The sequence below is a fragment of the Streptomyces sp. NPDC006872 genome (assembly GCF_040635845.1).
Classification (GTDB): domain Bacteria; phylum Actinomycetota; class Actinomycetes; order Streptomycetales; family Streptomycetaceae; genus Streptomyces.
In genome coordinates this window covers 508,195-520,398 of the sequence record NZ_JBEYIL010000002.1, presented here as the reverse complement: position 1 = coordinate 520,398, position 12,204 = coordinate 508,195, and the positions used below count along the sequence as shown (strand labels likewise).

Sequence of the window (12,204 nt, the reverse complement as noted above, 5' to 3'; positions counted from 1 at the left end):
GCATCGACCGAACCCTGGAGTCCGACCCGTGTACCTCATGCGCATCGGCGCCCCCGGCGCCGAGAAGCCCGTCGCCCGCGTCGACGACGAGACCTACGTCGACCTCTCCGACGTCGTCGCCGACTTCGACGAGGCGTTCTTCGGGTCGGGCGGCATCGACCGCGTCCGTCCCGTCGTGGCCGAGCGGGCGGCGGCGGGCCGGGTGTCCCGCTTCGCCGGGGAGCGCGTCGGCGCGCCCATCGCACGTCCGCACCAGCTCCTGTGCATCGGGCTGAACTACCGCGACCACGCGGCCGAGAGCGGCATGCCCGTTCCCGACGAGCCGATCCTGTTCACCAAGTCGCCCAACACCCTCATCGGCCCCGACGACGACGTACGCATCCCGCGCGGCTCGACCAAGACCGACTGGGAGGTGGAGCTGGGCATCGTCATCGGCCGCCGCACCAGCTACCTCGACTCGGTGGACGAGGCACGCGACGCCATCGCCGGCTACGTCGTCGTCAACGACGTCAGCGAGCGGGCGTTCCAGCTGGAGCGGGGCGGGCAGTGGGCGAAGGGCAAGTCGGCCGAGACGTTCAACCCGGCGGGCCCGTGGCTCGCCACCGCCGACGAGATCGACGACGTCCTCGAACTGGAGATGTGGCTGGACGTCAACGGGGTGCGCCGGCAGAGCGGCAGCACCAAGACGATGATCTTCGACCCGTACTTCATCGTGCACTACCTCAGCCAGTTCCTCGTCCTGGAACCCGGCGACCTGATCAACACCGGCACGCCGCCCGGCGTCGGCATGGGCCTCAACCCGCCCGTGTATCTCCGGCCGGGCGACGTGATGGAACTGGGCATCCAGCACCTCGGCGCCCAGCGCCAGCACGTGCTCGGGCCCCGGTGATGTCCCGCCGCATGCGCGCGTTCGTGCTGACCGCCCCCGGCGCGTACGAGGTCCAGGAGGTCCCGGCGCCGGTGGCGGGCCCCGGCGAGGTCGTCGTCGACGTCGAGCGGGTCGGCGTGTGCGGCACCGACATGGAGTTCTTCACCGGCGCGATGGCCTACCTCCACCAGGGTCACGCCGACTATCCGATGCGGCTGGGCCACGAGTGGTCCGGCCGGGTGGCGTCGGTCGGGGACGGCGTGGACGCCGGCTGGCTCGGTCGACGGGTCATGGGCGACACCATGCTGGGCTGCGGCGGCTGCCGCCGCTGCCGTCGGGGCCGGCAGCATGTGTGCGAGCAGCGGCAGGAGGTCGGCATACGCGGCGACCGGCCCGGCGCGCTGGCCGAGCAACTCGCCGTGCCCGCCTCGTCGTTGCACGCCCTGCCCGACTCCGTCGACGCCGTGCTCGGCGCCCTGGTGGAGCCGGGCGGCAACGCCCTGCGCGCCGCTGAAGCCACCGCGACCGGAGCCGGAGACCGTGCCCTGGTCCTGGGCCCCGGCACCATCGGACTGCTGGTCGCGATGTTCCTGCGCGCGGCCGGCACGGAGGTCCACCTGATGGGCCAGACCGAGGGCTCGCTCGCCTTCGCCCGCACGCTCGGCTTCGAGCACGCCTGGACGCGGACGTCCGCCCCGGACCTGCCCTTCGACGCGGTCGTCGACGCCACCAACGCCGTCGAACTGCCGCAGTGGGCACTGGAGTCGGTCGAGCCGGGCGGCCGTCTCGTGTACATCGGGCTGGCCGGCGTGCCGAGCAGGATCGACACGCGTTCCCTCGTGCTCAAGGACGTCACCGCGGTGGGCGTCCTGTCCGCCTCACCCGGTCTGGACGCCGCCGTCCGCGCCTACGCCGACGGATCCGTCGACCCCCGCCCCCTCGTCGCCACGACCGTGGGCCTCGACGAGGTCGGCGCGGTGCTCGCCGGTGAGCGCCCGGACCGGGCCGGACCGGGCCCCAAGATCCATGTCGACCCCCGGCCCGGCGGTCCCGCTACAGCCCGGGCCTGACCGTCCTGCGCCACAGCTCCCGCGCCTCCGCCGCCACTCCCGGCACCGCCAGCAGCAACGGCTCGTCGTACGCCGGGAGTCGCGGCGTCGCCGTCGCGCCCGCCTCCGTCGCGATGAGGAGTGCGGGGAGGCCGTCCACCGGGTGGAACGCGCCGATCGCCGCGGCCGAGGCGCGCCCCGCGGCGACCTGGACCAGGGACAGGGCCGTCGAGCCCATCACGCGTACCGTGCAGTGGCGGTCGGCCAGTTCCGCCAGCAGGGCGTCCTGGCCGGGCCAGTGCGCGTGCGCCGCCCACTCCGTCATGAAGACGTGGCCCGTCAGCGTCGCGCGGTCCGCCGCCCTGATCGGGGAGCCGTTCAGCTGTGCTCCCCCGCCCCGGGTCGCCGTGAACACCTCGCGCCGCCACGGGTCCGCCACCACGCCCAGCAGCGGGCTCCCGTCCGGCTCGGCCAGACCCATGGAGAAGGAGCACCAGCCGAGTCCGTGCGCGTAGTTGGTCGTTCCGTCCACGGGGTCGATCACCCAGTGCGGCGCGCCCGACACGCCCGGCTCGACGCCGTACTCCTCGCCGTCGATGCCCCAGTCCGGGAACTCTCGCCGCAGCGCCGCCCGTACATGCCTCTCCACCTCTTCGTCGGTGTCCGTGACGATGTCCGCCGGGCCCGCCTTCTCCCGGACCGGACCGGTCGGGGCCGCGCCCGTGCCGGTTCCGCGGATCGTCCGGCACGCCCGATCGGCCAGCTCCACGGCCACCCGCAGGGCGCGGTCCACCTCATGTTCGGTCACAGCTCTTCACCACTCCGTTTCCGTCGACGCCGACGATCGCCTCCATACCCCAGGAGAGCAGCTCACAGTGCCGCCGTCCGGACGGGACGACGGACAGCCCACGGCCACGGTCTGAACATCTCGGAGTTCGTCGGGGTCGCCGCTCGCTGCGCGATTACCTGACGGGTAATCGACCGTCGCCCCGGAGCCCGGCACAGTGATCACACGGCCGCGCCGACACCGCGGCTGCGGACCGGGACCGACCGAGGAGAACTCCATGACCACGTACGCAACCGCCGCCGAGCGCTACTTCGCCGCCTGGAACGCCGACGGGGCCGAGGCGATCGCCAAGGCCGTGTCCGAGGCCTTCACGGAAGACGCCACCTACACCGACCCGCTGGCCGACGTGGCGGGCCACGACGGCATCGCCGCCGCCATCGCCGGCGCCCAGGGCCAGTTCCCGGGCTTCGCGTTCCGGCTGAAGGGGGCGGTGGACGGCAACCACCACATCGCCCGCTTCTCCTGGGACCTGGTGTCGAAGGCCGACGGCTCCTCCCCGGCCGGCGGTTCCGACGTCGTCACGCTCGCCGAGGACGGCCGCATCAGCACCGTCAGCGGCTTCCTGGACCGGGTGCCGGGCGCCTGAGGACGGCAGAGGCACACATCGGGATCGCGCGGGCGGTCGGCGCGACGGCACTCACCGCGGACGGCTCCGTCGTGGCCTCCTGCCTGATTAGGGACAATGCCGTCGTGTTCGGCAGGATGGGGGCCATGACCGAGATCCGTACCCCCCGCCTCCTCCTGCGTCGCTGGCACGACGACGACCTCGCGCCCATGGCGGAGATCAACGCGGACCCCCAGGTCATGCGCTGGATCGACGACGGCGCCGTACGCGACCTGGAGCAGACGGCGGGGGACATCGAGCGGTGGGAGGAGGAGTGGGACGAGGAGGGCTTCGGCCTCTTCGCCGTCGAGCTGCTGGCCTCGGGCGAACTGGCCGGCTTCACGGGCCTGTCCCTGGTGGAGGGCCTGCCGGACGTACCGGCCGCCGTCGCGATCAGCTGGCGGTTCGGCTCGTCGTTCTGGGGTCAGGGATACGCGTCCGAAGCCGCCCACGCCACCTTGGAGTTCGCGCTCCAGGACCGCGGTCTCGACCAGGTCATCAGCGTCACCCGGGCGGGGGACGACGCCTCCGAGAACATCATCCGCAAGCTCGGTATGACGGAGGAGCGGGAGACGGTCGATCCGGTGTACGGCTTCCCGCTGCGCGTCCATGCCATCGATCTCACCGAGTTCGAGGGCTGAACCGGCTGAGGTAGGCGCCGATGGGCGGGCCGACGACCTTGCCCGCCCGCAGGATGTGGTGACCTCTCAAGAAGGTGTCGGTGACCTGGGCGGTCAGCTCGAAGCCCTCGAACGGGGTGTACTCCTGCGTCGACTCCGACTCCGCGGCGCGCACGGTCCAGGTGCGGTCCGGGTCGACCAGGGCGATGTCGGCGTCGAAGCCGGGGGCGAGGCTGCCCTTGGCACGCAGTCCGTAGCGCCGGGCCGGGTTCCAGGAGGTCAGCGCGGCAATCCGGCCCAGGGGCAGGCCGCGCCTGGTCCCCTCGGTGAGCAGGCCGGGGAGCAGGTACTCGGCGCCGCCGAAGCCGGCCTTGGCGAGGAAGACATCGTCCGAGGGCTCGCCGAACTTCACCTCCTCGCGGCAGCACGCGTGGTCGCTGACGACCCAGTCGACGGTGCCGTCGAGCACGTGCTCCCACAGCGCCTCGACGTCGTCGCGGGGCCGCAGCGGCGGGTTGACCTTGCCGCCGAGGCCGTGCGCGGTGGTGATGTCGGCGAGCAGATGCCCGACGGTCACCTCCCGGCGGAAGTCGATGTGCGGGAACGCCCGGCTCATCCGTACGGCCGCGTCGACCGCCTTGCGGGACGACAGATGCAGCAGGTTGATCGTGGGCAGCCCGGTCTCGTGCGCCAGGTAGGAGGCGACCGCGACCGCGAGGCCTTCGGAGTGCTGCGGCCGGGAGGCGCTGTAGGCGGCGAGCCCGGTCAGGTCGCCCGCCTCCTCGACCAGCCTGGTGTAGGCGGTCATGATCTCGGCGGTCTCGCAGTGCAGGGAGAGCGAGATCTCGTCGGCGAGGTCGGGGAACCGCTCGCGGGCGGCCTGTACCCCGCGCATGACGAACTCGAAGTGCGCGTAGTCGTACCGTTCGTCCTCGGGGAGCATCAGAAAGGCGTTCTGGTCGGCCGACCTGCCGTGGAGGCCGTGGCTGCCGTAGAACATGAAGACCTTGAACGAGGTGACGCCGAACCGTTCGATCAGGTCGGGAATCTCGTCGATGTGAGCGCGTGAGATCGGCGCGAGATGGAAGCCGTAGTCGACGTGCGCGCGGCCGGAGGCGGCGGCCAGCACCTCGGGGAAGAAGTCGGCGTACGCACCGGCCTTGTTGAGGTAGTAGCGGCCGGTCCGGGTGTAGGTCAGGGCGCTGGTGACGCCGCCCTGTGCGCTGGCGCGGCTCTCGGTGGCCGCGTCCTCGGGCAGCGGGTGGTAGATCCCCCAGTGCTGGTGGGCGTCGACGACGCCGGGGAACGCGAGCCGTCCGTCGGCGTCGACCACCCGACGGGCGCCTTCCGTGGCGATGTCGGGGGCCACGACGGCGATCCGGCCGCCGCGGACGGCGATGTCCGCGGGGCGGGCGTCATCGTGGTCGTGGGTGACGACACGGGCGTTCTTCACCACCAGGTCGTACGCGGTCATGCCGGCCTCCTGCCGCTGTCGTCCCAGGTTGGTCATGCGCCGATCACCCGGTTCTCCTCGGCCCAGAAGACGAGCCGCTTCTGGGCGAACCGGATGACGAAGTGGGCGATCAGCCCCAGTACGGAGAGCACCACCAGGACGGCGAACATCCCGGCGATGTCGAAGTTGTAGTTGGTCTGGAGCAGGAGGTATCCGAGTCCTTCCTTCGCGCCGATGAACTCGCCGACGACGGCGCCGAGGATCGAGAAGACGATGCCGATGTCCAGGCCGGCGAAGAGGAACGGGAGCGCGCTCGGCAGCCGCACCATCCGGAACACCTGGAAGCGGCCGGCGCCGAACACCGTGAGCATCTGGATCCGGTCGGCGTCGGCCGAGCGCAGTCCCTCGATCACGTTGACGAGCACGGGGAAGAACGAGATCACCGCCGCCATGACGACCTTGCTGGTCATGCCGAAGCCGAACCAGACGACGAACAGCGGCGCGAGCGCCACCTTGGGCACCGTCTGGAAGGCGACGACGTACGGCATGAGAGTGCGCTCGATCAGCCGCACCTGCGAGATCGCGGTGCCCAGCGCCAGCGCCGCCGCCACGCCGAGCAGAAAGCCGTACAGCGACTCCAGGACCGTCACCTTGAGATGGCCCCAGAACAACGGGTCCGCCAGCTGCGTGCGGAGGGCGGCGAGGATCTGTGAGGGGCGCGGCAGCAGGTAGTCGTCGATGCCGAAGGCGGGGACGGCGAACTCCCAGGCCAGCATGACGACGACGAAGACGGCGGGCACGAGCAGCAGTTCGGGGCGCTCCCGCAGCTGCTCCCGCAGATCCACGCGCAGCCGCTTGCGGAGTCGCTCGGGGTGCCGCTTCATGAGTCGATCGCCCAGGTGGCGTCGAAATGCCGGCGGATCCGCTCGACGAAGACTCCGGCCCGGTCCGAGGCCATCGCGCGGAGTGTGCGCGGGCGTTCGAGCTCGATGTCGACGATCTCGGCCATGCGGCCGGGGCGGGGGCTGAGCACCACGACCCGGTCGGAGAGGAAGACGGCCTCGGGGATGGAGTGGGTGACGAACACGACGGTCTGGCCGCTCTCCCGCCAGATCCTCAGCAACTCGACGTTCATGGACTCGCGGGTCAGGGCGTCGAGCGCGCCGAAGGGCTCGTCCATCAGCAGCACGGCCGGGTCGTGCACCAGGGCCCGGCAGATTCCGGCGCGCTGCTGCATCCCGCCGCTCAGCTCATGCGGGTGTCTGCCCTCGAAGCCGTCGAGGCCGACCATCGCGAGCAGCCGCTCGGCGCGCTTGCGGTACACCGAGGCGTCGAGCTTCCGCACCTCCACGGGCACCATCACGTTCTGCAGCACGGTGCGCCAGGGCAGGAGGGTGGGCGTCTGGAAGACCATGCCCACCTCGGGCAGCGGGCCCGTCACCTCGCGATCGGCGACGCGGACCGTGCCCTGGCTTCTGGGGACGATCCCGGCGAGGATCTTCAACAGGGTGGTCTTGCCGCACCCCGAGGGGCCGACGACCGAGAGGAACTCGCCGCGTCGGACCGTGAAGGTGACGTCCGAGAGGGCGTGGGTCGGCTCGGACCTGCGCGGCCGGTAGGTCTTGTGCAGTCCGGTGACCTCGATCCAGCGGTCTTCGTCCACGCTCACCCGGCGGACTTCGCCTTCGCGATCACGGGCGCGGGGTCGAAGTCGTTCGCGCCCTTGAGCAGGCTGGGGTCCCACAGTTGCGGGAGCGGGACGTCCTCGGTGAGCTGGCCGGCCGTCCTGGTGTAGGCGACGGTCTTGTTCCACTCCGTGTCGCTGATCGCGCCCCAGTCCTTGAAGCTCTCGGGCTCACCGGCGGCGGGGACGGCGGTCTTGATCCACGCCTGAAGGGTCCTGGTGTCGTCGGCGATGCGGTCGTCGGCCTTCTTGCCGGTCAGCAGCTGGGGGAAGGCCCGGTATCCGTCGCGCATGGCGGCCTCGGGGTTGACGGCGGAGAAGAGCAGTGCCTTGTAGGAGGCGCGCAGGTAGCGCGTGAGCACGTCCTTCTTGTCCTTCAGGGTCTTCTCGGTCACCGCGTAGGTGAGGGAGCGGATGCCGTCGAACGCGTCGGAGTTGTCGAGATAGCGCAGCTCGGCACCGGTGTTCTCGATGGTGGCGTACGCCTGGGTGTACAGGGCGAGCACGTCGACCTTGCCGTCCTGCAGGGCGGCCAGGGCCGGTGCGCCCACGCCGACCGGCAGCAGGTCGACGTCCTTGGCCGCGTCCAGTCCGGCGTCGTTCACGTACGCGCGGGCGTAGGCGGCGGAGCCGGAGGCGAGGCTGATGACGCCGATCTTCCTGCCCTCGAGGTCGGCCGGGCTCCTGACCTCACTGCCGGGCCGGACGGCCATGCGCCACGGCCAGTTGCGCACCAGGCCCCCGATGGCCTTGACGGGGACGCCCTTCTCCCGTGCGGCGAGGACGGCTCCCGCGTCGGCCGGCGCGATGTCGGCGCTGCCCGAGGCGACGGCCTGGACCGCGGCCACCGACCCGTCGGTGTTGATCACGTCGACTTTCAGCTTCTCCTCGGCCAGATAGCCCTCGGCGTCGCCGACCGCGTGGGTGGCGACCTCTTCCTTGGGGGCGATGACGGCCGAGGGAACGGCGAGTCGGAGTGCGGCCCGGGCGTCCGGGTCGCCGTCGGAGGACGACGAGGGCCCGTCCGCGCAGGCGGAGAGCACCGCGAGGACGGCGACGCCGAGACCGAGTCGTAAGAGCGGTTTCATGTTCCGTGCCTTTCGTTGCCGTGCCGCTCGATGAGGTCGGCGGCGGTGCGCAGCCCGTCGCGGGCCCGGATGGTCGTGGAGGCTTCCGTCAGCCTGTGCCGCAGGCGGGTGTCGCCGAGCAACTTCGCCAGGGCGCCGTGCAGTTGGGCGTCGGTGAAGCGGTACGGGTCGAGGCGGACGCCGTAGCCGAGCTCGGCCAGCCGCTGGGCGTTGTCGTACTGGTCCCAGAACAGCGGGAGCACGATCATGGGTTTGCCGAAGTGGAGGCTCTCGGTGGTCGTGTTGTTGCCGCCGTGGGTGATGACGAGGTCGACGAGCGGGAGGATCCGCGTCTGGGGGAGGAACTCCGCGCCCCACATGGTGGGAGGCAGCTCGATCTCGTCGTGCAGCGGCCCCTTGGAGACGATGTAGCGGTGCGGGGTGCGCGCCAGGGAGTCGATGATCCGGCGCATGAGGCCGACGTCGGCGGAGCCGAGGGAGCCGAGGCTGAAGTAGATCAGCGCGCTGCCCTCGGGCCGTTCGGCCGCCTCCGGCGGCAGGGTGAACTTCTCGTCGGTCTCGCGGACGGAGGAGTCCAGCCGGTGCCAGGAGGGGCCCAGCGGGCGGGCTTCGGCGTAGTCGGCGAGCTCCGGGTAGAGGTAGAGGTTGAGGTCGCCGTCGTGGATGAACTCCAGGTCGGGCAGCGGTCTCGCGCCCTGGTCCACGACCCAGGCGGCGAACTCGGCCCAGATCTCGCGGTGGGTGCGGTCGTACTCGGCACGGAACTCGGCCCAGCCCGCGCGGTCGCCGGCCGGGTACCCGGAGAAGGGCGGCGGCACGTGTTCGCCCTTCATCTCCAGCGGGTTGCAGGAGACGATGCGCACGAAGGGGACGTCCGCCGTGGTCAGGGCGGGGAAGCAGACGACGTTGTCCTCGACGATCACGTCCGGCCGGACCCGGTCGAGGATCTTCCTGAGCTGGGGTTCGCAGTACCGGGCGCCGGCGACCAGCTCCTCCCAGACCGGTCTGACCCAGGTGCCGAGCTGTTCGATCGTGGGCTTTCTGAACTCGGGGGCGGTGTCCCGTACGAAGTCCTTCCAGAACTGGCCCGCCTCCTGGGGCTGTTCGGGCGGCGGGGCCAGGTCGACCAGGTCCTCCTCGAAGCCGAGCGGGGCGAGTCTGCCCTTCCAGGACGCCTCCGCGGCGAACACCACGCGGTGCCCGCGGCGGCGTAACACGTCTCCGATGCCTATGCAGTTGTTGGTCGGACCGTAGGCGCTCTCCGGTGCGAAGAGGATGGTCAGGGTTCTGTTCAAGGGGGTCGAAGGGGTCAAGGGGTGTCTCCCGTCGTCTCGATCAGTACCGCGTCCTCCGGGTCCCAGGACAGCGCGACGCGGGTCCCGGAGGTCACCGTGGCCGGGCCCGGGACGGTCAGCAGGACCGGCCGGTCGAGACCGGGGACCGTGACCGCGATCCGTGAGGAGCCGCCGAAGTAGCTGATGTCCAGCACCGTGCCGTGCAGGGGAGCGTCCGCGTCCCGGGCGGCGAGCCGGATGCTCTCCGGGCGTACCCCGACCAGCCCCGCCGTGTCGCCGGCCGGAGCGGGCAGGACGCCGACGCCGGGCACGTCGAGTCCGCCGACGGGCAGCAGCCGTCCGGAGAAGACGTTGTTGGCGCCGACGAAGCCCGCGACGAACCGGCTCCGGGGGCGTCGGTAGAGCTCGACGGGGGTGTCGACCTGCTGGACGCGTCCGCGGTCCAGGACGGCGATCCGGTCGGCGAGCGACATGGCCTCCTCCTGGTCGTGGGTGACGACGAGGAAGGTGATGCCCACCTCGTGCTGGAGGCGTTTGAGCTCCAGCTGCATCTCGGCGCGGACCTGTTTGTCGAGCGCCGACAGCGGCTCGTCGAGCAGCAGCACCCGGGGTCGTTTGACGATGGCGCGGGCGAGGGCGACCCGCTGCCGCTGCCCGCCGGACAGCTGGTGCGGCCGTCTGCGGGCCTGTGCGGTCAGCCCGACGGTGGCGAGCACGGCCGCGACCCGTTCGCCGATCTCCGCCCGGGCGAGCCCTTCCCGCGCCAGCCCGTACGCGATGTTCTTCGCCACGTTCATGTGCGGGAACAGCGCGTACGACTGGAACATGAGGTTGACCGGCCGCCGGTGCGCGGGCACGCCCAGGAGGTCCCGGCCGTCGAGGGCGACCGTGCCGCTGTCCGGGGCCTCGAATCCGGCGAGGACACGCAGCAGGGTCGTCTTTCCGCAGCCGCTCGGGCCGAGGAGGGCGAAGAACTCGCCCTCCGCGATGTCCAGGCTCACCCCGTCCAGGGCGGTGACCTCGCCGAACCGCCGGGTGACGGCGTGGATCCGGATCACAGCGCCTCCGTCGGTCGGCTGACGCGCTGGGCGGCGATCACCACGGTGAAGCTGACCGCGAGCAGCAGGGTGGCGAGCGCGTTGATCTCCGGGGTCACACCGAACCTGATCATCGAGTAGACGACGATCGGCAGGGTGGGGTCCTTCGGGCCCGCGGTGAAGAAGGCGATGACGAACTCGTCGAGCGAGAGCGTGAACGTCAGCAGCGCGCCCGCCACGATGCCGGGGGCGAGGGTCGGCAGGGTGATGCGCAGGAACGTGGTGACCTCGCCCGCGCCGAGGTCGCGCGAGGCCTCCTCCAGGGAGGGGTCGACGTGGGCGATCCGGGTGCGGACGACGGCCGTGACGAAGGCGAGGCCGAAGACGGTGTGGGCGAGCAGCACCGAGTACAGGCCGAGGGTGGCCGAGACGAGCGAGTAGAGGGCGAGCAGGCCGATCGCCGGCACGATGTCCGGCAGGACGGCGGGCAGCGCCGACAGGGCGGGCAGCAGCCGCGAGCGGCTCGCGTGGCGGGCGAGTCCCACGGCGAGCAGCGTGCCGAGGACGGTGGACAGGGCGGTCGCGCCCGCGGCCACGATCAGCGTGTTCGCCAGACCCCGCAGGACCTCGTCGTCGTCGGCCAGCGTGCCGTACCAGGCGGTGCTGAACCCGGACCACTCGTAGGGGCTGTCCGAGCGGTTGAAGGACATCACCACGAGCACCACGACGGGCGTGTAGAGGAACGCGTACGTCACCCACAGCGGGAGGAGCCTCACCCGGCGCATCAGCGGCCGCCCAGCCGGCGCCCGGCCCAGGCCTGGGCCATGAGCAGCAGGACCAGGAACGCGATGAGGGCGAGGGCCAGCACCGAGCCGAACGGCCAGTCCCGCGCCGTGAGGAACTGGTCCCGGATGAGGTTGCCGACCATCACCGTGTGCCCGCCGCCCAGCAGTTCGGGGACGACGAAGTTGCCGAGGCTGGGCACGAAGACGAAGACACAGCCGGTCAGGACGCCGGGCAGGGTGTGCGGAAAGGTCACGCTCCAGAACGTGCGGGCCGGGCGCGCGCCCAGGTCGGCCGAGGCTTCGAGCAGCCGGGGGTCGACCCGCTCGATCGCCGAGTACAGCGGCAGCACCATCAGTGGGAGATAGGCGTAGAGGAGGCCGAGGACGACGGCGGGCTCCGTGTAGAGGAGTTTCAGCGGCCGGTCGATCACCCCGATGCCGGTGAGGGCCGAGTTGACCACGCCTTCGCTGGACAGCAGCACGATCCAGGCGTAGGCGCGGATCAGGAAGTTGGTCCAGAACGGCAGCACGACCAGGACCAGCGCGACCGTGCGCCGACGGGCGGGCAGCCGGGCGATCGCGTACGCGGTCGGGTAGCCGAGGAGGAGCGCGAGCAGCGTGGTGACGCCGGCGATGCGCAGCGAGTCGGTGAGGACGCCGACGTAGAGGGGGTCGGCGATCCGGGTGAAGTTCTCGCCGGTCGCTCCGTCCTCGTAGGCGATCCCGCCGAAGCGGCCCCGGCGGAAGAGCGTGTAGCCGATCAGCAGGGCCAGCGGCAGCAGGAGCAGGACGGCCAGGTACGACAGGCCCGGGCCGAGCAGGACGAGACGGGCTCGCACGCGTGGTCCTCCGGCCGCCTTCCCCCGGCGGACCA

The 12,204-nt window shown here is 71.4% G+C and carries 13 protein-coding genes; 4 read left to right on the top strand and 9 right to left on the bottom strand.

Annotated elements, in window-relative coordinates; genetic code table 11:
- The first annotated feature begins 28 nt into the window (after window positions 1-28).
- Window positions 29-889, top strand: coding sequence for a fumarylacetoacetate hydrolase family protein (locus tag ABZ725_RS07335; RefSeq protein WP_358801761.1), 861 nt, complete (start codon window positions 29-31; stop codon window positions 887-889).
- Window positions 890-900: 11 nt separating this feature from the next.
- Window positions 901-1,938 (top strand): alcohol dehydrogenase catalytic domain-containing protein, encoded by a 1,038-nt coding sequence (locus ABZ725_RS07330; RefSeq protein WP_358801760.1) that lies wholly within the window; start codon window positions 901-903, stop codon window positions 1,936-1,938.
- Here ABZ725_RS07330 and ABZ725_RS07325 read toward each other — a convergent pair.
- Window positions 1,922-2,725 (bottom strand): inositol monophosphatase family protein, encoded by an 804-nt coding sequence (locus ABZ725_RS07325; protein WP_358801759.1) that lies wholly within the window; start codon window positions 2,723-2,725, stop codon window positions 1,922-1,924. The genes ABZ725_RS07330 and ABZ725_RS07325 overlap by 17 nt on opposite strands.
- A gap of 256 nt (window positions 2,726-2,981) precedes the next feature.
- Between ABZ725_RS07325 and ABZ725_RS07320 the strand changes: the two genes are divergently transcribed.
- Window positions 2,982-3,350 carry a nuclear transport factor 2 family protein gene (locus ABZ725_RS07320; RefSeq protein WP_358801758.1) on the top strand — a complete coding sequence of 123 codons (369 nt, stop codon included), beginning with the start codon at window positions 2,982-2,984 and terminating at the stop codon, window positions 3,348-3,350.
- A gap of 125 nt (window positions 3,351-3,475) precedes the next feature.
- The gene (locus tag ABZ725_RS07315) at window positions 3,476-4,009 is read left to right on the top strand and encodes a GNAT family N-acetyltransferase (protein ID WP_358801757.1); all 534 of its coding nucleotides are present in this window, start codon (window positions 3,476-3,478) and stop codon (window positions 4,007-4,009) included.
- Here the strand turns inward: ABZ725_RS07315 and ABZ725_RS07310 are convergent.
- The 8 genes from ABZ725_RS07310 to ABZ725_RS07275 are packed head-to-tail and all read right to left on the bottom strand — an operon-like array spanning window position 3,990 to window position 12,169.
- Window positions 3,990-5,462 (bottom strand): dihydroorotase family protein, encoded by a 1,473-nt coding sequence (locus ABZ725_RS07310; protein WP_358802071.1) that lies wholly within the window; start codon window positions 5,460-5,462, stop codon window positions 3,990-3,992. The genes ABZ725_RS07315 and ABZ725_RS07310 overlap by 20 nt on opposite strands.
- Window positions 5,463-5,494: 32 nt before the next feature.
- Window positions 5,495-6,325, bottom strand: coding sequence for an ABC transporter permease (locus tag ABZ725_RS07305; RefSeq protein ID WP_358801756.1), 831 nt, complete (start codon window positions 6,323-6,325; stop codon window positions 5,495-5,497).
- The gene (locus ABZ725_RS07300; protein WP_358801755.1) at window positions 6,322-7,110 is read right to left on the bottom strand and encodes an ABC transporter ATP-binding protein; all 789 of its coding nucleotides are present in this window, start codon (window positions 7,108-7,110) and stop codon (window positions 6,322-6,324) included. The genes ABZ725_RS07305 and ABZ725_RS07300 overlap by 4 nt, the downstream gene beginning before the upstream one ends.
- Window positions 7,107-8,213: an ABC transporter substrate-binding protein gene (locus ABZ725_RS07295; RefSeq protein WP_358801754.1), complete on the bottom strand. Its 1,107-nt coding sequence runs from the start codon at window positions 8,211-8,213 to the stop codon at window positions 7,107-7,109. Before ABZ725_RS07295 ends, ABZ725_RS07300 begins: the two co-directional genes overlap by 4 nt.
- The gene (locus ABZ725_RS07290) at window positions 8,210-9,508 is read right to left on the bottom strand and encodes a nucleotide disphospho-sugar-binding domain-containing protein (protein ID WP_358801753.1); all 1,299 of its coding nucleotides are present in this window, start codon (window positions 9,506-9,508) and stop codon (window positions 8,210-8,212) included. Before ABZ725_RS07290 ends, ABZ725_RS07295 begins: the two co-directional genes overlap by 4 nt.
- Window positions 9,509-9,522: 14 nt before the next feature.
- Window positions 9,523-10,566 (bottom strand): ABC transporter ATP-binding protein, encoded by a 1,044-nt coding sequence (locus tag ABZ725_RS07285; RefSeq protein WP_358801752.1) that lies wholly within the window; start codon window positions 10,564-10,566, stop codon window positions 9,523-9,525.
- Window positions 10,563-11,330, bottom strand: a complete 768-nt coding sequence (locus ABZ725_RS07280) for an ABC transporter permease (RefSeq protein WP_358801751.1) — start codon at window positions 11,328-11,330, stop codon at window positions 10,563-10,565. Before ABZ725_RS07280 ends, ABZ725_RS07285 begins: the two co-directional genes overlap by 4 nt.
- Window positions 11,330-12,169, bottom strand: a complete 840-nt coding sequence (locus tag ABZ725_RS07275) for an ABC transporter permease (protein WP_358801750.1) — start codon at window positions 12,167-12,169, stop codon at window positions 11,330-11,332. The genes ABZ725_RS07280 and ABZ725_RS07275 overlap by 1 nt, the downstream gene beginning before the upstream one ends.
- Window positions 12,170-12,204 lie beyond the last annotated feature (35 nt).